Source organism: Heyndrickxia sp. NPDC080065, from assembly GCF_050281185.1.
Classification (GTDB): Bacteria; Bacillota; Bacilli; order Bacillales; family Bacillaceae_C; genus Heyndrickxia.
Window position 1 is genome coordinate 56193 of record NZ_JBNNWS010000017.1, and the last position, 24555, is coordinate 80747.

Below are 24555 nucleotides of genomic sequence, written 5' to 3' on the forward strand. Positions count from 1 at the left end.
TGGGGCTGTCTGATACTTTGCTTTCAGACAGCTTCATTTTTTAAAAGGTAAGAAAGTATAAAATTTACTAGGGATATTAGGCATGAAAAGTGTTTGCTGTGTCTAGCTCCAGCGCCTATCGGCTAGCGTATTTCTCCGTCTTCTCCCTACGATAAGTCAACATCAGCTCGTAAACTACCTCAGCACGGTTTCCTTTATCTCAGTCGAAGACTACAAAATCCGTACGCTAGAGCTGCGGCGCTTGCGCTTTTCTTATCTTAAGAAGAAAAAATAGATTATTTTTCATTTCATTCTATTATTTTCTAGCATTTCCTTGTAAAATAGACATAAATAGAGAAAAAACTACATTTTTTTTGGATTGATTGGAACGACAGGGGTAAAAAAGGATGAGAATATGGATCAAATAAATTTTAGACAAAAACAAAAAGATATGAAACATCCTGAAAACCAGAATGAAGAAAAAATGATTAGAGACATATTTTTCGCTCAGCTTTCTGATATGATCTTTATAATGAAAGTTGAACCTGGGTCAAAATTCCGTTATGTTTTTGTAAATGAAAAAGGACTTGAACATGCTAATCTTTGTCATGAAGATATTGGAAAATTATTAGAAGAAGCTTTACCAAAAGATCGTGCAAGACATCTAGTCCATTATTATAATCAAGTTAATAATTCAAAGGAAACGGTAGTTTTTACAGATGAAATTGAAATTAAAAATGGGGATAAAAGGATATTTGAATCACGTCTAACAGGAATAAAGGATGCTGATGATAAAATCACCTATATAGTGGCAGTTACTCGAGACGTAACATCTGCCATTTGTGAAAAAAAGCAATTAATTGAAAGTAAGCAAATATATAAATCCCTAATTGTTCATAATTTAGATGCCATTATTTCCGTAAATGAAAATGGAAGAATATTAAATGCAAATCCTGCATCTTTAGAGCTATTCGGCTATAATGAACAGGATTTAATGGATCGATCTATCTATGATTTCGTCGATAAAGATGGAGTAGCAGAAATCTATCGATTAATGAAGAATACTTTGGTGGGTGAACCACAAGAAACGAATGATTGTACATTTATTACTGATAAAAACAAGAAAATTAATGCCCAATTAAAAACTGTTCCAATTATTGTTGATGAAAAAATTGTCGGAATTTATGTTATTGTCCGTGATCAAACGGAAAAGTGGGAAAGTAATGAGAAAATTAATTTTATGACTTTACACGATCATTTAACAGGATTATGGAACCGGCGGGCACTAATGGAACATCTGCAATGTGAGATTGTGAAATCAAAGAAACAAAATCGAGAATTCGCATTACTGTACATTGATATTGATCGGTTTAAATATTTTAATGACACACTGGGTCATCAAGCTGGTGATGTTTTATTAAAGCAAACAGCTGAAAGGCTTAAAAATATAAAAGTAGTTAATTATCGTGTATATCGTCTTGGTGGTGATGAGTTCGTTATATTATTACGAGAACATGAAAAAAGAGAAGTTAATCGGATTTCGAAAAATATTTTAGCTTTATTTAATATACCGTTCAATATTAATGACCAAGACTATTACATTACACCTTCAATTGGAATAAGCCTTTTCCCAGCAGATGGTCAGGATTCAGAAACTTTAATAAAAAATGCTGATAGTGCACTATTGCAGGTGAAAGAAAAAGGTAAAGGCCATTTCAGATTCTACCGAACGGACATGAATAATGCCTTTCCAAATTACATTTTAATGGAAGCACATTTACGTAAAGCCATTGAAATGAATGAGTTTGTAATGCACTATCAGCCTCAAGTAAATTTAAAAACCGGGAAAATTAAAACCTTTGAGGCATTACTTCGCTGGCAAAATCGGAAATTTGGTGATGTTCCTCCTTCTCAATTTATTCCATTAGCTGAGGAAACAGGTTTAATCATACCTATTGGTGAATGGGTAATCCAAAGTGTTTGTGCCCAGCTTGGTGAGTGGAGAAAGAAAGGCCATCGGGATATACGAGTTGCTGTCAATATTTCGCCAAAGCAGTTCCTGCAAATTAATTTGCCTGATATTATTCATGAAGCATTGCTATTAAATAATTTACCATCTTCTGCATTAGAGATTGAAATTACAGAAGGTGCAATGGAAGATACAAGCGCTGCATTATCAATGCTCCATCGATTAAAAGAACTGGGAATTATTATTTCTGTGGATGATTTTGGTACGGGGTATTCTTCCTTAAATTATTTGAAAAGATTCCCAATAGATATATTAAAGATTGATCAGTCATTTGTTCGAGAGATTCAAGTAAATGAAAAGGATGCTGCAATTACAAAAACGATTATCCATCTTGCACATAATTTAGGGATGGAAGTTATTGCAGAAGGTGTAGAAGAAAAAGATCAAGTACAGTTTTTAGTTTCTGCAGATTGCCAGAAGGCTCAAGGTTATTATTTTAGCCGTCCAGTATGTGCAGAAGAAATCGAACAAAAAGTATTATATGGTTAAGTCTCAATAAACATTAACATAGCCAATAAAATAAAACTAAAAGCAATCGATTACTTTCCGATTGCTTTTAGTTTTATCACTGTAATTTCTGGAACTGCTAAAAAACGAAATGGTAATCTAGTTGTTCCTAAACCTCTATTAACATATAAAACTAGAGGATTATTCTTCTTAATAAAATATTCACCTTCAATGTATTTTTTTCCATATGGGGGTGTGATCAATGCTCCATAGAATGGAATTTGTATTTGTCCTCCATGACTATGGCCGCTTAATTGGAAATCCACACCTTCAAATGAAGCGATATCTGCTAAGTCTGGTGCATGTGAAAGAAGAATATTATAAGAATTTTTAGGAATGTTTCTTAATGCTTGTGTTAAATTAGGCTTCCCTAACATTGCATCATCAATTCCTGCCAAATAAATGGCAGATCCATCAGGATGGTATATAGGAGTCATTTGATTTCTTAATACAGTAAATCCGGATTCTTTCATCGTTTTCGAATATATATTCGTACCATATCCTCCGTGATCATGATTGCCGTAAACAGCATATTTTCCGTAAGGAGCCTTTAAATTATTTAAAATCGGAGGGATTTTATTTATATCTGGGTATTGATTTGGCTCGTCCATTAGATCACCAGTAAAAAAAATAATATCTGGGTTAAAGGAATTGATTTTTTGTACATGTTGTTCTAATTGATCAAGAGTATATTGGAATCCTAAATGTGTATCACTAAATTGAACAATTGTAAATTGATCGAAGCTTGGAGGAACTTTTTTATTCTCTACGGTTAAAGTTTTAATTTCAAGCCGTTTCGGTTCAATATATCTAGAGTAAATATAGCCGCCACTTCCTATTCCGATCATAGAAAGCATTGTACCCATGGCTTTTTTTAGAAAGCTTCGTCTTGAGACGGTATTAGTCATATGGGTTGCACTCGTGAAAAGAGAACTTCATCATTTATGCTTTCCATTATTTTCGCGATGTGCTTCTCTCCTTTTTTATTGAAATATTATTCTTTTAAATGTATATTCAAATTATAATAGGATAGTGCAGTAGGAAAAATAAATAAAATGATTACAAGATTACTTTCATATATATATAACAATGATAAATCTCTCGGTAACACCTAACTATAAATAGAAAGGGGTCTCAACTAATGAAACGACATGACCAAATGGATGTCATTTTCCTGCCTGCTGATAAGGGTATGATAAAAATTTACGCTTATGGCTTTTCACCAGCTGGTTCTTGGGGACAGGTATTTACAGAATATAATAATATCACAGTTACGGTAAAAGGGTATCATCGAAAAAAAACAATTATCCGATGCTTATCCCGATTAAATGAATCTCTCTTAAATAAAATGGGAGATAAATAGAATGGACCGAAAGCGGTCCTTTTTAGCTTTAAATTTTTGAATATTTTTAATCGTTTGATGTTATGGTATAATATGAATGATTATTCATTCATTATGAATTAAGGGGGATATAGTAAATGAAAGAAAAAGTGGTTATTATTACTGGTGGCTCAAGTGGAATGGGAAAATACATGGCATTGCGATTTGCTAACGAAGGAGCTTATGTAGTTATTACAGGAAGGAATGAAGAACGACTTAATGAGGTGAAAGGCGAACTCCTTAAGATTCATCCGAATATTTTAACTGTACAGATGGATGTTAGAAACCCTGAAGATGTTGATCGTTTGGTGAATGAAGTTGATAGCAAGTTTGGCAGAATAGATTTTCTAGTAAATAACGCTGCTGGAAACTTTATTTCCAATGCAGAAAAACTATCGGTAAATGGTTGGAATTCTGTTATTAATATTGTGTTAAATGGAACTTTTTATTGTTCTAGAGCTGTCGGAAACTATTGGATTGAGCGTAAAATTAAAGGAAGTATTATTAACATGGTTGCTACATATGCTTGGAATGCTGGAGCTGGAGTTGCCCATTCTGCTGCTGCGAAAGCAGGAGTTCTATCTTTAACAAGGACTCTTGCAGTTGAATGGGGGAGAAAATATGGTATTCGTGTAAATGCTATTGCACCAGGACCAATAGAAAGAACAGGTGGTGCAGATAAGCTGTGGGAATCTGAAGAAGCAGCCAAACGGACTCTAAATAGTGTACCGCTTGGTCGATTAGGAAAGCCAGAAGAAATTGCCGATTTAGCCTATTTTCTTTTTTCTGATCAAGCGGCATATATTAATGGCGAATGCATTACAATGGATGGCGGACAATGGTTGAATCAATATCCTTTTTAACTAATTGTAATATCATCTCCTTTGATGTAAATATTAAGCAACTTACGTGATTAAGATAATATAGAAGTGTTATGATAAATGAAAAAGAAAACTAGGTCTAAGCTAGATGATATGAGATCTACTTTGAATATGTAAAATATAAGGAGATGATGAGATTGAAAATTGAAGTATGGTCAGATTATGTCTGTCCTTTTTGCTATATTGGGAAACGACGTTTAGAGGAGGCATTAAGTCAGTTCCCTGAAAAGGATAAGGTTGAAGTAGTTTTCCGTAGCTTTGAACTCGATCCGAACTCAAAAAAGGATATCAATTTGAATATTCATGAGGTACTTGCAAAGAAATATGGGATGAGTGTGGAACAAGCGAAACAGATGAATGAAAATGTTGGAAAACAAGCTGAAGAAGTCGGTTTAACTTATCACTTTGATACCATGGTTCCGACGAATACATTTGACGCCCATCGTTTAGCTAAATATGCAGAGGATAATGGAAAGTCTGCTGAAATGAGTGAAAGACTGCTTAAGGCATATTTTACGGATTCAAAAAAAATAAGTGATTCTGAAACATTAGCCGATCTTGCTGCAGAAATAGGCTTAAATCGAGAGGATGCAATTTCTGTGTTAAAGGGCTCAGATTATTCAGATTCTGTTAGAAGCGATGAAGAGGAAGCTAGACAAATAGGGGTTTCAGGTGTACCATTCTTTGTTATTAATGAAAAATATGCCATTTCTGGAGCACAACCAACGGAAGCTTTTAGCAATGCATTAAACATGGTGTGGGAAGAAGAAAAAGGTAAAACCCCTTTGAAAATGATAAATCCTAAAGAATCAAAAAGCGAATACTGCACAGATGAAGGCTGTGTGATTACAGAGGATTAGCTAAGGGAAGAGAAGCATAAAAAATAAATAAGGTTGGGGATCTAGTGAAAACATTTCAAAAACAACAATTTATCAAAAGTTTTTCTTCTAAGAATAAGCCTGCCTATACTATAAATATAGGGGAAACCTTTATAGTCGAAACGATGGATTGCTATGGTGGTGCTATAACAAGTCCTAATCAGCTGCGTACAGAAATTAATCTTGATTATATTAACCCTGCTACAGGTCCGATCTATATTAACGATATACATCCCGGAGATACACTTTGTGTTGAAATACTTGATATTCAATTGGATGAGTTTGGGGTAATGGTGTTATATCCAGGTATGGGTCCACTGGGCCACCTCGTTCAACAGACCGATACAAGGATCTTTCAAGTAAGTGATGGAAAAGTAAAATTTAATGATTCAATACATTTACCTATTAAGCCGATGGTGGGTGTAATTGGCACAGCTCCACTTAATGCTGAGGTTCTTTGTGAATCACCTGGAGATCATGGCGGTAACATGGATACAAAGCATATTACAGTTGGCAGCAAAATATATCTTCCTGTTTTTCATGAGGGTGGATTGTTAGCTCTAGGTGATTTGCATGCTGCAATGGGTGATGGGGAACTGAACGGTTCAGGTGTTGAAATTGGTGGGAAAGTTACGATGAATGCTTCGAAAATCAATGACTCCATCCCTATGCCAATAGTTGAAACAGCAGAATCGTATATGATTATTTCATCCGAAAGTACCCTTGAGCAAGCAGCAAATAAAGGAATGGAGGCAGCAGTTCATCTGTTTGAAAAGAAGCTTTCAATAACTTTTAATGATGCGTACCGCCTTTTAAGTGCAGTTTGTGACTTGCAAATAAGTCAAATTGTCAACCCGCTAGTAACAGTAAGGATTGTAATACCAAAGGAAATCATATCAAATATCTTTTAGTCAATGTCCCATTTAATGGAATAGTAAAAGCAGCGATGATTTTAAAAATCGCTGCTTTTGTTCCAGAAATCAATTAATCCCATTGCACTAACCTTTAAATCAAGCTCGAGAATACTAAAAATTGAATGATCCTTCGGTACTCCTTGATTTATTAAACTTTCAAAAACAATATGTTGCAAGTTCATAAATGTTTTTTCGATCCGTTGTTGATCATTATTACTAGATAAATATCCATCTCTGCCGCTATCAACAAAAATATCAATCCATTTTTCAACATCATCTAAAGCTTGATTAACCTTAGATGTAAAGCCGAAATGACCAAAATAAAGATAATTTAGTGCCTGCTTTCTATAAAAATCAATCGACTGCTTCATAGCTTCAGGGTTAAATTGATTAGGTGAAGTAGACGGTAAGAAAAAGTCAATTCCTTGATCTTTTAGCATCCAGTAATAAATTCCTGCAGTGTCTCCAGTAAACATTCCATTAGACACAGGATCGTATATACTAAAATGATGATTTGCATGTCCAGGTGTATCATGAAATCTTAAATATGTATCCTTTCCAATTTGCAAAGTACCATTATCCTCTTTAATCATTACTCTTTCTTTCGGCACAGGAATAATAGGGTTAAACAGTTCATCAAACTTTTTTTTATACACTTCTTTTGCGCCTAATTCCAATTTAGTCGGATCTATAATGTGACGTGCAGCTTTTGGATGGACAACAATATGGGCGTTTGGACAATCTTGAAGAAAAAGTCCTGCTCCTCCACCATGATCAAGATGAATATGCGTTAATATGATATACTTGACTTGTTCTAAACTAATATTAAGAGCCTCAAGTCCTTTTTTTAGATAAGGAATGGATGGACTAGCTGATGTTTCAACTACTGTTATTTGTTCGTCTAGTATCACATATGCTCCGGTTCGTTCAACTTGATTAAGATCATATAAATCGATTATTTTCATTCTTTCATCAATATGAATTATGTTCATCCGTATCCCCCTATTCATTTTATATAATCTATTGTAATCTTCATTTCTTCGCATATAAAGAATTTTCGTTATTTTTCGTTTAGGAAATTATAAAATATTCGCACTGTAGATAATTTTATGAAGAGAGAGGTTTACGTCTAGCGCAAGCAGCCGTCAGCTAGCGGATTTCTCCGTCTCCTCCCTACGATAAGTTAACATCAGGTGAAATTTGAAGTGCCATTTTCACTAGATCGTGAACTACCTCACCGTATTTCCTTTATCTCAGTCGAAGACTACGAAATCCGTACGCTAAAGCTGTGGCGCTTCCGCTTTTGTATTTAAATTTTATTATTTAAATAAAGTTGTTAGATTCTAGGTTTCGGGAATGATAAAATAGAAAAAGAAAATTAATATTTAGCATCTTTAATTATGAATTATGGCAAAATTGAATTATGTTATTTAGTGAATATTAAGGGTGGTAATCGCTAATTGTATGGGTTATGATATATCGGTGACTTAAAAAAGGATGCGACCGGAACATAGAAAGGAGTTTATTATGTCTCAACTTTTAGGAATTATCCAAAGATTAAAGGCAATGCAAGAAGCAAAAGATACTGGAGAAATACAACAACGAAGATTTGAAGTGAATGGTAAAACTTTATGTCAAGTAAAATATTTTCCAGCAACAGATACATTTGAATTAGAAGAATATGATGAAGATAAGAAAGTTAATAAATACCAATTTGATGATATTGATATTACAGCTATAGAAATTTTCGATCTTGTTCAAGAAGAAAAAAATCCAGCTTAGAGCCTTTTATTTTATTAGGCTCTTTTTTTTATCAATTTTTTTAGAAAGGAATGTTGTTCATGATTTATTTGTTTTTGGGGATCCATTTATTGTTAATGCTATTGATTGTGGCGGAGCTAATTAGTACGAAAAAGGAATTGCAGGATATTAAAGCCTTCCTTCAAAAAAAGAATAAATTTTAACAAGGTTAATCGGTTCTTATTTAAGCATCTTATGATAAAATAATGAAGGGAAACCTTAAAACATAACAAGGGAGTTTTATAATGATTTCCTTACAAAGTAATGAATTTTTAGAACCGAAGATTATTGATTTTATGATTGCTTCTGAAAAAGTGGCTCATGTGCAAATTGGAAATAGTCTTGAGCACGCTTTACTTGTATTAACTAAAAGCGGATATTCAGCAATCCCAGTTTTAGATTCAAAATTTAAACTGCATGGACTAATTAGTTCATCCTTAATTACTGAATCTATATTAGGATTAGAACGAATTGAATTTGAACTTCTCAATGAAAAAAAAGTTGAAGACGTTATGACATCAAAAATTCCAAGACTTAGAATTGAGGATCATTTCGAAAAAGCATTAGGACTTTTAATTGATCATCCATTTTTGTGTGTAGAAGATGAAGAAGGATACTTTGCAGGAATTTTTACAAGAAGATCTTTATTAGTGGAATTAAAAAGGCATATACAAAAATTAAATCAGTTATAAGAAATAGCTCCTAATAAATAGGAGCTAATTTTTTTGATAGGCTTTGTTAAACAATGTTGTTGTTTTTATGAAAACCTGTATGGTATGCGTTCAGCTAGTTTTACTTCGTAAAGAAATCGCTTCACGCATACCATACAGGTGATTTTTACAACAATAACCATTAACAAAGCCGCTCGATAAAAAAAGAAACTAAAATACACGTTAATATGAAGCATCAATAATGATTTTTAATTCTTTTTCGGATATAATATAAGAAAAACTTATAGGGGAATAGACATGTCCACATCTGAATTTCATCTATTATCAGTTCTTGCTCAGGAAATGAATATGAGAAAAGCGGCAGAGCGTCTTTTCGTATCTCAGCCTGCGCTATCACAACGACTTCAAAACATTGAAAAACAGTGGGGGACAAAGCTTTTTATTCGTACACAGAAAGGGTTAACTCTAACTCCATCTGGAGAATTAGTTATTCGTTATGCAAATGATGTTTTAGAACAAGAGGAAAAAGTGAAAGAACAGATTCAATCTTTAGAATCGAAAGTTCATGGCACATTGAAAATTGCCTGTGCCTCCATTGTGGGACAAAATTGGCTACCGAAAGTTTTGGAGAAGTTTGTAAATAAATACCCACATGCGAAAATTTCTCTCATAACAGGATGGAGCAGTGAAATATTAAAATCGCTTTATGATGATGAAGTGCATATTGGCATATTACGCGGCTCTACTGATTGGAAAGGGCCGAAATTACATTTATTTGAAGATACTTTGTATTTAGTAGATAAGGAAATCGAAAATGTAGAGGACGTTTTAAAAACAGATCGACCTTTTATCCAATTTAAAAGTGATTCCAATTATTATCAAGAAATACAAGATTGGTGGCATCGCAAATTTCAAACAACCCCGAAACGGACCATAGTAGTTGATCAAATTGAAACCTGTAAACAAATGACTTTTAATGGTATCGGGTATGCAATCTTACCTGCAATCACTTTAAATGAAGCTGCTAAGGGAATGAATAAAATTCCATTGAAAGGTGATCATGATCAAAGATTAAAGCGTGATACATGGCTTTTAGGATATGATTCAGCCTTTGAACTTAAGCAAGTACAAGCTTTTGTTGAAGTAGTAAATGAATTTTTAGAGACCCAGCCACATACATTATAAATTTATTTCTTGTGTATAACCGTTTCGTTTGTTAAAGTAATTTTCAGATGCTAGATTTAAGATATATTAAAGGAGGATTTTTTTCAAATGGATGCTAATGAAATCATTTCATTTATTGCAAATAGTAAAAAGACTACACCTGTAAAGGTTTATATAAAAGGTGCACTTTCAGGAATAAATTTCGGTGATAACATTCAAACATTTATTAACGAAAATAGTGGAGTAGTCTTTGGCGAGTGGTCCCAAATTTCCACAATATTGGAAGCTAATAAAGCTCAAATTGAAGACTATGTTGTTGAAAATGATCGTCGCAATTCTGCTATTCCAATGCTTGATATGAAAAATATTAATGCACGTATTGAGCCAGGTGCGATTATCCGTGATCAAGTCGAAATTGGTAATAATGCAGTTATCATGATGGGTGCTGTTATTAATATCGGTGCAGTTATTGGCGAAGGAACAATGATTGATATGAATGCTGTCCTAGGTGGCCGTGCTACAGTGGGGAAAAACTGTCATATCGGTGCAGGCGCAGTTTTAGCAGGCGTAATTGAGCCGCCTTCTGCAAAACCAGTAATTATTGAAGATGATGTACTTATTGGGGCAAATGCAGTCGTTCTAGAAGGAGTAACTGTAGGAAAAGGCTCTGTTGTAGCTGCAGGAGCGATTGTTGTTAATGATGTCCCGCCAAATACACTGGTTGCTGGTGTGCCAGCGAAAAAACTAAAGGACATTGATGAAAAAACAAAATCGAAAATTGAAATTAAACAAGAGCTGCGTAATTTATAATATCTTCAAGAGCCTGGCTAATGCCAGGCTCTTTGCAAACAAGAAAGTATAAGGGGGAATACATAGTATGGCAGAAAGTACCTTTGTACAGATTCGGCGCGAGCTTCATCAAATACCTGAGCTTGGATTTCAGGAATTTAAAACACAGATGTTTCTATTAAATTATATTCAGTCATTGCCAAATGATCGATTGCTTATTCGAAAATGGCGGACTGGTTTATTGGTAAAAGTTTTGGGTTTATCTCCTGAAAAAACAATCGGCTATCGTACAGATATTGACGGACTTCCGATAGAAGAACAAACAGGACTTCCATTTAAGTCAGAGCATACAGGGAGAATGCATGCATGTGGCCATGATTTTCATATGAGTATTGCACTTGGTGTATTAACATATTTCGTCCAACATCCAATTCAGGATGATCTCCTCTTTATTTTTCAGCCTGCAGAGGAAGGGCCAGGTGGAGCTGAACCAATTCTGAAAAGTGAAGAATTGAAGGACTGGAAACCAGATATTATTTTTGCTTTGCATATTGCCCCTGAATATCCAGTTGGAACAATAGCGGTAAAAGAAGGCTTATTATTTGCTAATACGTCCGAACTATTTATTGATTTCAAAGGAAAAGGCGGACATGCTGCTTATCCGCATCAAACAAACGATATGATTGTCGCTGCATCGTATTTTGTTACTCAATTACAGTCGATCATTTCAAGAAATGTCGATCCACTAGATAGTGCGGTGATTACTGTAGGAAAAATTACCGGAGGTACTGTTCAAAATATTATCGCTGAATCAGCGAGATTAGAAGGAACGATTAGAACCTTATCAGTGGAAGCGATGAGAAAAGTAAAGCACCGAATAGAAGCATTAGTCAAAGGGATTGAAAATGGCTTTGAATGTGAAGCACATATCGATTACGGATCAATGTATCATCAAGTTTATAACCATGAACAGCCAACGAAACATTTTATGGAGTTTTTACAACAAAAAAATGATGTAAATTTATTTGTTTGTAAGGAAGCAATGACTGGTGAAGATTTTGGTTATATGCTTAAAGAAATTCCGGGTTTCATGTTTTGGCTAGGTGTTGATTCACCTTATGGTTTACACCATGCAAAATTACAACCAAAGGAAGAAGCAATTGATTTTTCTATATCAGTTATAACGGATTATATTGAAACATTGTAGGGTATTAGCCTCAAATCGAAACGATTTGGGCTTTTTTTTGTGGGAAATATTTAATTTTTCGGAATGTAATGTAAAATAGATGGTAGAAAATTAAAATTTTTATAAAATTTATGTAGTAATTATTAAAAATATTACGTCTATAAAAATAATAGGCTTATAAAAAACTTTTAGAAAATTAGACGTCTAAATAGAGAGAGAATTAGGGGGCAAATAATGAAACTACTAAAAAAGTGGACACTATTCGTAGCAATGATCATCATCTTTCCAATATTGATCGTAAAACCGATATATGCGAAAGAATCCATTCAAATTAAGGTAGAAGCCGGAATAAATGGCAGCTTAAAAAGTGAAAGAGGATTTCCCGTTTATATCACTATAAAAAATAACGGTGAAGATTTTAAAGGAGATTTACTTATTGATTTTGCAGCATCCTATAATTCTTCTGGAAGTAAAGCTATACATGTGGAATTGCCAGCAGGCATGACAAAGAAATTCGTTGTATCGGTCCCAGGTTTATTAGAAGATATTGGTTATGATTTTACTAAAAAACCTATCGTACATCTATATAAAGGAAGCTGGAAAAATGGTGATGAAGTGAAAGGAAGCGGCAGTTTGACATTTAGTCCTAAATTCGCTCCGCAAACTGAAAAATCAATTGGGATTTTAAGTGAAAACCCGGATAGATTAAAAGAATTAAAGACAATTCAACCGAATTTTGAAGAAGTAGGAGTCTATACGCTTTCAAAGAGTACGATACCTCCTGATGCTTTAGGACTCGAGTTGTTTGACTATATCTTTGTCGATGAATATGCGGTTACTCAACTCGATGAATCTCAGCAAAGAGCTATTCAGGATTGGATTAAAAATGGTGGTGTTTTGATCAGTGGAGCTACACCAAATGGCCTGCAATCTTTCGGAATATTAAAAGATGATATGCCGATGAATTTAAGCAAGGAGACAAAAATTAAAAACCTTTCTTTTTTAGAAGTGAATAAAAACAAGAAGCCTCCTTTCAACGAATTACCTGTGTTTACTGGGGAATTAAAAGATCAAACAAATATCATTACAAAGGTAGATAACATTCCTCTTATTGTAAATAAAAAAGTAGGGAACGGAGAAATCTGGCAAACTGCATTTTCTTTAGGTGATGAACCTCTATCTACATGGCAAGGTTACCATAATTGGTTAGGTTTCCTTTTGACCCAGGCTAAAAGCTCACAACCAAAAAGTATGTTTAATAGCGGAGGTGGATTTTTCGACTCGATTTATTATGAATTTGCAGAAGTAAACGAGTTATTTCCTTCGTCGCAATTTTCAATAGGGACTACTGTAATGATTTTAGTTTGCTATTTTCTTTTAATTGTACCGATTTTGTATTTTGTTCTTAAGAAATTAGATAAACGAGAGCATTCTTGGTGGATAATTCCAGTTATTTCAATAGTTGTATCGATGGGGATATTTTTTACTGGAGCAAAGGATCGAATCTCTAAACCGCAAATCAATCAAATGGGAACTTTTGAGGCGAATGGAAATGGTCAATTATTTGGTCTGTTTGGTACATCCCTAATGTCGAATAAGGGAGGAGATTATGTTTTTTCCTTTCCTAAAGGACAATTTAATGCAATTCCAATTAATGGTAGGCGGTTGAAAACAGATAACCAGACGGTTATTGAAAATAAGCTCAATACAGATCAATTTAACTTTAACAATGTAGAATATTGGTCAACCAGATCATTACTAGGTTTTGTTAATGTTCAAATTGATGGGGAATTTTTGATTAATTTATCTTTAAACAATCAAAAGCTAGTGGGAAAAATAGAAAATCAATTTCCATATGATTTTGAAAAGGTTTATATCTGGACAGGTGATCAAACATATTCCTTAGGAAAACTGAAAAAAGGAGAATCAGTAACTGTTAATGAAAAAATGAATGAACCATATCTTAGTGCACCAATATATTCTGATATTTCAGGAGGATATTCTCAAATCAATAATGTAAGGGATATCAGTAAGATGAAAATGGAACGATTGGAAGGGATGGCTGGATTATTATCGCAAAACTATAATAAGGAAAATCAACCAGTTATTTATGGTATTACATCAAGCCCTGTTGTTCAAACAAAATTAGAAAACAAAACAGCGAAAATAAACAATCTTTCATTAATTTATCAGCCTTTTACGATTGGTGGAAATATTAACGGACCTTTTACACTTAACCAAAATTCCATCCGTATGAGTGTTTCTGTTATTAAAGGAAATATAATGGAAGGAAAAACTGGAAAAGGGAATGATATGATGTTAGATGATGGTGAATATGAAATCACCTATCAGCTGCCACAGCAAATGAATGTAGAAAAGACGATTATTCAAGAGTTTAAAATTCAATTAGAAGAGAACAGATTAGTTGATTATAGCATTTATGATTTCTCTAAGGGGAAATATGTTTCTTTAAATCAGAAAAATAAAGTCATCATTTTTGATAATACACCTGACAGATATTACTCAAATGGAAATTTCAAAATTAAATTAACAAAAACTGCTCAAGGCGACCCCCATGTTAATCTGCCTGAATTTACAGTGAAAGGTGAGGTACGTCCATGATCGAAATAACTGGCTTAACAAAAAAATACGGATCATTTACTGCTTTAGATTCTCTAAACTTAAATATTGATAAAGGGACGGTATTTGGATTTGTCGGTCAAAATGGAGCCGGTAAATCTACCACGTTCTCAATTTTAGCTACATTGCTGGCACCTACTTCAGGAACAGCTTATGTTAATGGATTTAATATTTCCATTGAGCCAAAACAAGTGCGAAAACAAATAGGTTATATGCCAGACTTTTTTGGTGTTTATGATCACTTAAAAGCTGAGGAATATCTTGATTTCTATGGTTCGAGCTATGGAATAGAGGCTAATAAAAGAAAACAGCTCATTCCTCAATTACTTGAGCTTGTCAACTTATCTCATAAGCGTGATTCTTACGTAGATGTGCTTTCGCGGGGCATGAAGCAAAGACTATGCTTGGCAAGATCGCTGATACATGATCCAGAAGTGTTAATCTTGGATGAGCCAGCTTCAGGTTTAGATCCAAGGGCAAGGGTTGAAATGAGGGAAATATTGAAAGAATTAAAGACAATGGGGAAAACGATCTTGATTTCTTCACATATTTTACCGGAATTAGCAGAGATGTGTGATGAAATCGGGGTTATAGATAATGGAAAGTTAGTGGCTCATGGTTCTGTAGCTGAAATCCAAAAACAATTGCAAGCAGAAAAAATGATTGTTGTTAAGGTTTTCAATAATCGAAAAAAAGCGGTTCAATATTTTGAAGATCAGCCAAATGTTTCACAGATGGATCTTTTAGAGGATGATGAGTCTTTCCAATTTGTATTTAATGGCGATTCAGAGGAACAGTGGCATCTATTAAAAGAAGCTATTTTGCAAGATATCCAGATTGTAAGCTTTAAAGAATTTGAAACGAATTTAGAAGATGTATTTATGGAGATTACGAAAGGAGTGGAACTAGTATGAAACAGTTTTTAATTAACCCTGTATTAAATAAAGAATTTAAATTAAGGTTTCGCTCCTTTAAAACCTTTATCGGTCTCGTTGCCTATTTGTTAGCAATCGGTTTGATTGTCATTGGCTTTATTTTTATGATGACAGAGTTTAGAAGGGTCGGTTTTTTCCGTCCAGAAGAAAGTAGATCATTGTTTACTATGCTTTCATTTTTACAACTTGCACTAATATTATTTATCACCCCTGGTTTAACTGCAGGAGTGATCAGCGGAGAAAGAGAAAGGCAAACATTGAACATTTTGTTAACAACTGTTCAAAGCTCGACAAGTATTATTCTGAGCAAGTTGTTTTCATCTTTTTCGTATTTACTATTACTAATTATCTCAAGCTTACCAATATATAGTGTGGTTTTCTTATTTGGCGGAGTATCTCCTATGACATTGATCTCTGTTTTTGGATTTTATTTATTTACTATCATTGCATTTGCAAGCTTGGGTGTTTTATTTTCAACGATAATAAGGAAAACAATTGTATCTATGGTGACTACCTATGGAGTCACATTACTGTTAGCAGGTGGAACCGCTTTTTTCTTTCTCATTGTCATGCGTTTCACCCAAATGCAGATGCAGGGCGTTCCAACAACGAATCCAACAGGCTATTTTCTAGCGATGCTAAATCCACCTATTGTATTAGGAGGAATTCTTACACCTGAGATTTCAGAAGAGATGTATCGGACAACAGGAATCCACTTCCCGTTATGGGTTAGTTATATTATCTTTTATTCAATTCTAACTTTGATCGTTTTATTGATAAGTATTTGTAAGCTTCGCCCAAATATGAAACCGAAAAATAGGTGATCACGATGGATGCGAAAAAACAATTTTATCAATTAATAAAAGGTGTTCAAAAGCAGCTATGGTTTGAACATTTTTTAAAGAGCTTACAAATTTTGTTCATGGTAACAGGTGTATTTTCAATCGTATTATCTTTGCTGGGGCGTTGGATAGTGATTCCGTATATTGAAAGGCCATTGATTATAGGGATCATAGTTATATTTATCCTAATCTCTTATTTATTTTATAAAAATAGGCCCGGGAGGAAACAGTCAGCAGAGATTTACGATGAATATGTTAAAGATGACCGTGTGAAAACAGCTCTTTCTTTTATTGAATACGATGGGGATGTATATCAATTACAAAGAGAAGATGCCTTACAGTATATGAAAAAAGAAAGAAGTAATGTCCTGCAAAGAAAGAAAAAATGGCTTCATTATCGATTGATTATCATGGCGATCCTATTATGGGGCGGGATGATTTTATCAGAAAGCATTCCTAACGAAACAATGAAAATGGCAAAGAATAAGGAAAAGGAAATCGAGTTAGTCAAGAAAACAGAAGAAAAAATTAATCAATTGATAAAGAAAGAAAAAAACGAATCGACGAAAAAAAACTTAAAAAAAATGAAGCAAGACTTAAAAAAATTAAAAAAGGCTGATGATGCTTTAAAAAAATTAGCTAAAGAATATAATCAGCTTGAATTAAAAACATTAAAAGCAAAAGAAAAACAACAGCCATTGAGAAATTTTGCAAAAATATTAGAGGAAATTAAGTTAAATGATTTAGCTAAAGCAATTGAAAATAAAGATACAAAAAAAATCGAGGAACAAATAAAAAAAATGAAAGATGGTTGGTCACAGTTAACCGACCAGCAAAAGAAAGCTTTAAGTCAGCTGCAAAATGGAGAAAATCCATTATCAAAAGAACAGTTGTCACAACTGGAACAGAAAATTAACGATGCTATAAATATGGAAAATCAATTGAAAAATTTAGAAATTGCCCAAGACAACTTAAAAAATATTACTCAAGAATTACAAAAGAATATGATAGAAGATGGAATGCAAATTAGTGATCAATTAGCTTTTTCGGATCAATCTCAACAATTAATTAATGGAGAAAATCAATCAAATCAAAATCATTCAAATGGAAATAAATCTGGAAATAATCAAGGAAAGGGTCCAGGCCAAGGACCAGGACAAAGCCAAGGCAAAAGTCAAGGTCAAGGAAAAGACCAAAGCCAAGGCCAGGGACAAGGTCAAGGACAAGGACAAGGACAAGGTCAAGGCAATGGCCAGGGTCCTGGAGCTGGGACTGGTCAAGGGTCGCGTGATTTTCTAACTATTCCTGAAACGATCGATGGTAAGAATAATATTAAAAAAGATACAGGTACACTAGGTTCTGGTAAAAGTAAAGAGCAATTTTCGGGAAATGGACCAGTATTAAGGGGTTCAATACGTTCTTATAAAGAGGTGTTTCAACAATATGTAAATGCGTTTCGAAACAGTTCGGATAGAGTAAGGCTTCCTAATGAATTAGAAACAATTGTTAAACAATACTTTTCAGATTTAAATCCTGACTAAGAGGTGTAAGAGATGATAGAAAATTCGAAAGAGATAGTCTTTAAAGAGGCAACTGAGCTGCTTAAGCAAACAAAATCGGAAATACAGTCATTTATTGTTGGTCAATCTGAAGTTATTGATCAAGTGTTATGGACGATATTTTCAGGTGGTCATGCCTTATTAGAAGGATTGCCAGGGTTAGGTAAGACGATGCTGATCAGAACAATTTCAGAAGTTATTGATTTGTCTTTTTCACGTATTCAATTTACTCCTGATTTAATGCCCTCAGATATTACAGGTACGATGATTATAGAGCCTAATGAAAGTGGCAAACAGGAATTTGTTTTTCATATGGGACCACTGTTTTCTAATATTGTTTTGGCAGATGAGATCAATCGTGCGACACCGAAAACTCAAAGTGCACTATTGGAAGCGATGGCAGAAAAAACGATTACGATTTTAGGTGACACCAAAAAGCTGGAATCTCCATTTTTTGTATTAGCCACTCAAAACCCAATTGATATGGAAGGAACCTATCCTTTGCCTGAAGCCCAAATGGATCGGTTTATAAGTAAAATTAATGTTGCTTATCCTACTAAAGAAGAACTAAAAGAAATTATTGTAAGGACGACTGGAGTTAAACCGCCGATATTGCGCAAGATTATATCTAAATCAGATGTGGTTCATATCCAAAATCTATCTAAAGAAATATTAGTTTCTGAAGAAATATTAGAACTTGCTGTCAATATTATATCTGCTACCCATCCAAATACAGAGAATGCTCCTGATTCGGTGAATAAATTTGTGCAATATGGCAGTGGTCCACGCGGACTTCAAGGCCTTATTCAAATGGCGAAAACAAGAGCCTTATTTGCTGGTCGATATCATGTATCTATTGGTGATATAAAGCAAGTCGCCTCACCAGTATTACGACATCGAATACTGCTTAATTTTGAAGGGGAAGCATCCGGAATTACTCCAGATAATTTGATTCAAGAATGTATTGAAATGGTCCAAAGGGCTGGAGTATATGCTAAATGATGATGTTATCACAGGAGCTTTTAGCCAAGTTAAGAAAAGCAACATTAGTTGTTAAAACTAGAAAAAGAGGAACTCATAAAGGATTGAGACGTTCTCCTAAATTCGGTTCATCATTAGAGTTTTCTGATTTCAGAGCATATCAACCAGGGGACGATCTAAGGCAAATTGATTGGAATATTTATGGCCGAACCATGAAGCATTATATTAAACGATATTTAGATGAACAAGAAATAAAAACTGCTATTTATTTGGATTGTACAGCATCAGTAAACATTATTGAGAGCAAATGGGAGAGAGCAAAACAGATAGCAGCAGCATTCACTTATTTAGCTTTGTCAAATGAAGATCAAGTTTCTTTCATACCTGTTGAAACGAAGCAGCCAAGGATTATTCATAAAAAAGGCTCTTTTCATGCAAAAGCATCCATTTTCGAAATACTAAACTTACAAGTAAAAAATGAAGGGCTTTCCTTTACAGAATCAATTAAAAGTCATTTCCTGAAGGGTAAGCAGCTAACTATCATTATAACAGACGGATTAGAGCCAATCGATCATTATGAAGGGGTACTTGAAAAATTCGCATTTTTAAAAGGAGAAGTTTGGTTCATCCAATTATTAAGCAGAATTGAAATACATCCAGAATATCATGGAGATATAAAGCTCATTGATAGTGAAACAAGGAACGAAGTAAATGTTAGCATGAAACCCAGGATCATCAGTCAATATGAAAAAAAGTTAAATGAACATACAGAAAATCTAAAGCTTCTATGTAAAAGATTGGGTTTTGGGTACCTTTTAGTAGATGATACAAAGACGATTGATGAAATTATTCTTAGGGATTGCATCTCCCATGGTTGGATTAGGTGAGGTGAAAATACTATGGGTTTAACAAATCCAATCTATTTATTACTTAGCATTTTTATTGCCGGAGTCATCATATTTTATCTATTTCGTAAGCAATACGAAAAACAAATTGTCCCATCCAATCTATTTTGGGATCAGGTAATGAATGAATGGCAGGCTTCACCTTGGATTGAAAAGCTGCAAAGAAATATATTATTATGGATGCAATTAGCGATTTTAACATTATTAATGTTTGCGTTAATTAATCCTTTCTGGCAGACAAAAGGGATCGGTAGTGATCATTTAATTATTATTGTAGATACATCAGCCTCAATGTCTGCAATCCATAACGGTCAATCAAGATTCCAATCAGCGAAAAATGAATTAATATCGATGATTGATCAAATAAATGGACAAGATGTTACATTAATTTCTGCAGGGAATGACGCAAAAGTAGAGATCAAAAACGAAACGAATCAATCACTTTTAAAAGCAAAGATAAATCAGCTTTCTATTTCCTATCAAGCTTGCAATATAGATAAAGCCATCCGTCTAGCAGAGTCTATGGCAGAAAAAAATAATTCATCCATCCATATATATTCGGATTCAGTTACAAAAGAATCCATTCCGCAGATTCGTCAAAAGCTCCCAATTCATGTTCATAATATTGGTAGTGAAGGAACAAATCTATCCCTCCAATCTTTTGGGGTAGCAAAGAGGAATCAAAAGATTGTTGGGGCAGGTTTGATTGAAAATCAGAGCAAAGAAGATCAGCAAGTGCAATTTCAAATTCGTAATGAAGATAATGTCCTTTTTACAAAAGTGGTTTTAATCCCTGGAGGCAGTCAAAAACTAGTCAATGTTCCATCCTTGCCTCAGAAGGATTATTATGTTGCATCAATCGATGTAAAGGATGATTATCCTATTGATAATACAAGGACGGCTGTCTATTCACCACCTCTTTCAAAAATATATGCAGTTGGTGACGTAAATCCATTTTTAATAAAAGGATTCGAGACTATTGGTGTACATGTTACTCAGGTTTCTATGAATGATTGGAAAGAGGAGCCAGAAGACGGAATTGTTTTAATGGAAGGTGTTCCCTTAACAAAATGGATCAAATCTCCTTCCATGATTATTAATCCAAACAAAGGGAAAGAATCGAATATTAAACATCAGATAACGACCAAGGATGATCCCTTACTCCAATATGTCGATTTTGAAAATACTTTTATTCAAAAAGGATCAACGATGAATCAAACTACTTTACAAACCATTGCCCAAAGTGGTGATGTTCCATTAATTGGAAAGGGTGAACAAAATGGAAAGCGAGTAGTTTGTGTTAATTTTTCAATAGAAGATTCAGACTGGCCTTTAAAGCCGGGTTTTCCTATATTTTTATATCAATCATTTCAATGGCTTTCTGATCAGCAAAACTTTAAAGGATTTTTTACGCCAGATGAAAAAAAGTGGATGACAACCGATACAAATTCAAACTGGAAGATCTATGATGAATCCGGCAAATTTATTCGTTCCTTTCAGCTTGAAAAGGAAAGCTTTGTTGCACCTAATAAGCCAGGGTTATATCAAATTACAGCAGGGGATCATTCTATGTATATGGCAGTAGTACTTGATGAATCAGAACAATCCATACCAGTAAAGCCTTCTTTTGTTTTGAATCAACTAAAACCTGGGGCAAAAGGAAATATTAAATCAACACCATACTCATTTATATGGTTCTGGATAACAATTACAGCATTCATCATATTATTTATTGAATGGGAGGTTTATAGACGTGCAAATAGACGTTAAATATCCTCTTCTTTTCCTATTAGTCATCCCAGCACTTATAGTAATATATCTTTTTTATCGAAGATCTCAATCGATAAACAAAATAGAAAAAAATCTTATTATTTCATTAAGGTCAATCATTTTCCTTCTACTAATCTTTGCTTTAACTGTTCCACAAATTTTACTTCCGGTAAAAGGAGAAAATGTTATTTTTTTAGTGGATCGTTCAGCAAGTATGAAAGGAACGGATACACAAATTTTATCTTGGATTGAAGAAAGCATGCGGTCAAAAAAGAAACAGGATTCCTTTGGTATTGTTTCGATAGGAAAAACTGCAGCAGTAGAACAATCTTTAACGAGCGATGAAGAACCTATCCAGCAATTTTCAAGCAAGGTAGGTGAGGATCAAACAAATATTGAACAAGGGATACAGCTTGCAGCTTCACTTATACCCAATTATCAAAAAGGAAGAATTGTCTTATTTTCTGACGGAAATGAAACGACTGGAAATGCAAAGGAAGCTGTAAATTTATTAAAACAACAAAATATTGAATTGGTTCATGTAAAGATGGCAGGGAAATCAGGAAATGATGCTGCTTTAACAGAGTTTAAAGTCCCACCAACATTATATAAAGGAGAAAATGCCCAACTAAAGATTAAGGCGAAAAGTAATATTAACGAGGACGCCACTATCCGCATTTCTTTGAACAACCGTGAGATATTAAAAAAAGCTGTTAAGCTAAAAGTAGGGGAGAATCAATTTACATTTTCACATGATGTCGACGATACAGGAATGTTTGTTTATAAAGCTGAAATCATTGCTGAAAATGATGCATTTTTAGAAAATAATAAGCTTTTTGCTGTTTCCAATGTAACAGGTACACCGAGAGTTCTCATTGTTCAAGATAAAAAAGATGCTTCGCTAGAAAACATATTAAAAACGGCAAAGATAAAAGTAGATTCAATCGTTCCTGAGCAGCTTCCAAGTACATTATCCGGCTATTTACAATATCAATCGGTTATTTTTAACAATGTCGATGCTACCTCTATTGGTGAGAAGCAAATGAATTTTATAGAAAAAGCAGTAAAGGAATTCGGGATAGGCTTTGTGATGGCAGGTGGAGAAAACAGTTTTGGGCTTGGAGGTTATTTTAAAACTCCGATTGAAAAACTACTCCCTGTGAACATGGAGATAAAAGGGAAGAGAAAAATGCCCTCATTAGGCTTGGTCATTGTGATGGACCGTTCTGGAAGTATGAGCGGTCAAAAGCTGGCTCTTGCCAAAGAAGCAGCTGCAAGATCAGTGGAGCTATTGCGTGAGGAAGATACGCTTGGCTTTATTGCTTTTGATGATCGACCTTGGGAAATTGTTGAGACTGCACCAATTAAGGATAAAAAAAATGTCATAAAAAAAATCCGGTCTGTAACTGATGGGGGAGGAACAGAGATTTTTCAATCTTTGAAAATGGCTTATGATCAATTAAAGCCATTAAAACTTCAAAGGAAGCATATTATATTATTAACAGATGGACAGTCCCAAAATGCAAATTATCAGGAATTAATTGAAGAAGGAAAAAAGGATAACATAACAATCTCAACCGTTGGGCTTGGACAAGACGCAGATATTCGCTTATTAGAGGATCTAGCGAAATATGGAGCGGGTAGATTTTATTATGTTTCCGATTCAACTGTCATTCCAAGTATTCTATCAAGGGAAACAGTTATGGCAACTAGAACATATATCGAAGATCATCCATTCTATCCTAAAGTGCAGCCATATCCTGAGTGGTTTCTTTTTTTCAAAAACGGAATCCCTAAAATGAACGCATATATTGCAGTTACTCCTAAACAAACAGCACAGGTTTCTATTTTAAGTGAGAAAGAGGATCCTATTTTAGCAGAATGGCAATATGGTTTGGGAAGAACGATTGCTTTCACATCAGATACAAGAGGGAAATGGGCAGGCGATTGGGCAAGATGGAGTGAGTGGCCGAGCTTTTGGAGTCAACTCGTAACAAAAACTTTCCCTTCTTTTGAGAACATACCATATGAGATGAACGTTCGAGCAGAGAATGGAAAAACATCAATTACATTACAATCCGATCAGGCTGAATTATTGCCACTAGAAGCCTCTATTTTCTCGCAAACGGGAAAAGAGATGAAAGTTAAGACGAAGATGACAGCTCTTGGTCAATACGAACTTCAGATGGAAGATCTTCCAGGGATGTATTTTTTACGAATAAAACAAAAAACAGCAGATAATGGTATCAAAGCTTTTCAAACAGGCTTTACAGTTCCCTATTCAAAGGAATATTTACTACAAGGAACGAACGAACTTCATTTAAATGAGTTAGGAAAGCAAATTTCGAAAAAGGGTGCATTTGCCAATGTCCCAGGTAAATCTTATCATAGACAATCGATTACTGAGTGGCTATTGTTACTTGCATTTTTCCTTTTCTTTTTTGAGATCGCAATACGACGCTTTGGATTACAGCCTATTTTAAGAAGTATCCGTAAAGTAGATAAAAAAGAGGAATCCACAAAACAAAAGGTGGATCCTATTCAACAACTTGTAAAAAGTAAAAATCAAAGCACCAAACCGAAAAAACAAATTTCGGATAATACAGATATGAATAAACAGCCAAAATTAAATGAAACGAAAAAAATCGAAAAACGTCTAATAAATAAAAATGAACAAACAGATACCGACGATCGTATGCAGCGATTGTTAATTGCAAAGAAAAGAAAAAGATAGTTTATAAATC

20 protein-coding genes are annotated in these 24555 nt (G+C 34.2%); 18 read left to right on the plus strand and 2 right to left on the minus strand.

Annotated elements, in window-relative coordinates:
- Positions 1-358 precede the first annotated feature (358 nt).
- Positions 359-2497, plus strand: a complete 2139-nt coding sequence (locus ACQKP0_RS19535; protein WP_427407511.1) for an EAL domain-containing protein — start codon at positions 359-361, stop codon at positions 2495-2497.
- A gap of 50 nt (positions 2498-2547) precedes the next feature.
- Here ACQKP0_RS19535 and ACQKP0_RS19540 read toward each other — a convergent pair whose 3' ends face one another.
- Complete coding sequence (locus tag ACQKP0_RS19540; protein ID WP_427407512.1) at positions 2548-3423, minus strand: metallophosphoesterase; 876 nt, start codon at positions 3421-3423, stop codon at positions 2548-2550.
- 233 nt (positions 3424-3656) lie between these two features.
- Here ACQKP0_RS19540 and ACQKP0_RS19545 point away from each other — a divergent pair, with 233 nt between their 5' ends.
- The 4 genes from ACQKP0_RS19545 (at position 3657) to ACQKP0_RS19560 (ending at position 6566) form a co-directional block, all read left to right on the plus strand.
- Positions 3657-3878, plus strand: a complete 222-nt coding sequence (locus ACQKP0_RS19545; protein ID WP_427407513.1) for a hypothetical protein — start codon at positions 3657-3659, stop codon at positions 3876-3878.
- 116 nt (positions 3879-3994) lie between these two features.
- Positions 3995-4759 carry a 2,4-dienoyl-CoA reductase gene (fadH, locus tag ACQKP0_RS19550; protein WP_427407514.1) on the plus strand — a complete coding sequence of 255 codons (765 nt, stop codon included), beginning with the start codon at positions 3995-3997 and terminating at the stop codon, positions 4757-4759.
- A 155-nt stretch (positions 4760-4914) separates the two neighbouring features.
- The gene (locus ACQKP0_RS19555) at positions 4915-5637 is read left to right on the plus strand and encodes a DsbA family oxidoreductase (RefSeq protein ID WP_427407515.1); all 723 of its coding nucleotides are present in this window, start codon (positions 4915-4917) and stop codon (positions 5635-5637) included.
- 44 nt (positions 5638-5681) lie between these two features.
- Positions 5682-6566 carry an acetamidase/formamidase family protein gene (locus ACQKP0_RS19560; protein WP_427407516.1) on the plus strand — a complete coding sequence of 295 codons (885 nt, stop codon included), beginning with the start codon at positions 5682-5684 and terminating at the stop codon, positions 6564-6566.
- 41 nt (positions 6567-6607) lie between these two features.
- Here ACQKP0_RS19560 and ACQKP0_RS19565 read toward each other — a convergent pair whose 3' ends face one another.
- Complete coding sequence (locus tag ACQKP0_RS19565; RefSeq protein WP_427407517.1) at positions 6608-7561, minus strand: MBL fold metallo-hydrolase; 954 nt, start codon at positions 7559-7561, stop codon at positions 6608-6610.
- Positions 7562-8096: 535 nt separating this feature from the next.
- Between ACQKP0_RS19565 and ACQKP0_RS19570 the strand changes: the two genes are divergently transcribed.
- The 13 genes from ACQKP0_RS19570 to ACQKP0_RS19630 all read left to right on the plus strand — a co-directional run bounded on the left by ACQKP0_RS19570 (position 8097) and on the right by ACQKP0_RS19630 (position 24545).
- Positions 8097-8351 carry a YkuJ family protein gene (locus ACQKP0_RS19570; protein ID WP_427407518.1) on the plus strand — a complete coding sequence of 85 codons (255 nt, stop codon included), beginning with the start codon at positions 8097-8099 and terminating at the stop codon, positions 8349-8351.
- A 263-nt stretch (positions 8352-8614) separates the two neighbouring features.
- Positions 8615-9061: a cyclic-di-AMP-binding protein CbpB gene (cbpB, locus tag ACQKP0_RS19575; RefSeq protein WP_427407519.1), complete on the plus strand. Its 447-nt coding sequence runs from the start codon at positions 8615-8617 to the stop codon at positions 9059-9061.
- 276 nt (positions 9062-9337) lie between these two features.
- Positions 9338-10225: a LysR family transcriptional regulator gene (locus ACQKP0_RS19580; protein ID WP_427407520.1), complete on the plus strand. Its 888-nt coding sequence runs from the start codon at positions 9338-9340 to the stop codon at positions 10223-10225.
- Between the two features lie 87 nt (positions 10226-10312).
- Positions 10313-11014, plus strand: a complete 702-nt coding sequence (dapD, locus tag ACQKP0_RS19585) for a 2,3,4,5-tetrahydropyridine-2,6-dicarboxylate N-acetyltransferase (RefSeq protein WP_427407521.1) — start codon at positions 10313-10315, stop codon at positions 11012-11014.
- 67 nt (positions 11015-11081) lie between these two features.
- Positions 11082-12200: an N-acetyldiaminopimelate deacetylase gene (locus ACQKP0_RS19590; protein ID WP_427407522.1), complete on the plus strand. Its 1119-nt coding sequence runs from the start codon at positions 11082-11084 to the stop codon at positions 12198-12200.
- 213 nt (positions 12201-12413) lie between these two features.
- Positions 12414-14801 (plus strand): hypothetical protein, encoded by a 2388-nt coding sequence (locus ACQKP0_RS19595; RefSeq protein WP_427407523.1) that lies wholly within the window; start codon positions 12414-12416, stop codon positions 14799-14801.
- A complete protein-coding gene (locus ACQKP0_RS19600) occupies positions 14798-15733 on the plus strand; it encodes an ATP-binding cassette domain-containing protein (RefSeq protein WP_427407524.1) in 936 nt (311 codons plus the stop codon). The genes ACQKP0_RS19595 and ACQKP0_RS19600 overlap by 4 nt, the downstream gene beginning before the upstream one ends.
- Positions 15730-16578: an ABC transporter permease gene (locus ACQKP0_RS19605; RefSeq protein WP_427407525.1), complete on the plus strand. Its 849-nt coding sequence runs from the start codon at positions 15730-15732 to the stop codon at positions 16576-16578. Before ACQKP0_RS19600 ends, ACQKP0_RS19605 begins: the two co-directional genes overlap by 4 nt.
- Before the next feature lie 5 nt (positions 16579-16583).
- Positions 16584-18137: a hypothetical protein gene (locus tag ACQKP0_RS19610; protein WP_427407526.1), complete on the plus strand. Its 1554-nt coding sequence runs from the start codon at positions 16584-16586 to the stop codon at positions 18135-18137.
- A gap of 12 nt (positions 18138-18149) precedes the next feature.
- Positions 18150-19157, plus strand: a complete 1008-nt coding sequence (locus ACQKP0_RS19615) for an AAA family ATPase (protein ID WP_427407527.1) — start codon at positions 18150-18152, stop codon at positions 19155-19157.
- Positions 19154-20023, plus strand: coding sequence for a DUF58 domain-containing protein (locus ACQKP0_RS19620; protein ID WP_427407528.1), 870 nt, complete (start codon positions 19154-19156; stop codon positions 20021-20023). The genes ACQKP0_RS19615 and ACQKP0_RS19620 overlap by 4 nt, the downstream gene beginning before the upstream one ends.
- 12 nt (positions 20024-20035) lie before the next feature.
- Entirely contained in the window at positions 20036-21811 is a 1776-nt protein-coding gene (locus ACQKP0_RS19625; RefSeq protein WP_427407529.1) for a vWA domain-containing protein, read from the plus strand.
- Positions 21795-24545 carry a VWA domain-containing protein gene (locus tag ACQKP0_RS19630; RefSeq protein ID WP_427407530.1) on the plus strand — a complete coding sequence of 917 codons (2751 nt, stop codon included), beginning with the start codon at positions 21795-21797 and terminating at the stop codon, positions 24543-24545. The genes ACQKP0_RS19625 and ACQKP0_RS19630 overlap by 17 nt, the downstream gene beginning before the upstream one ends.
- Positions 24546-24555: the final 10 nt, after the last annotated feature.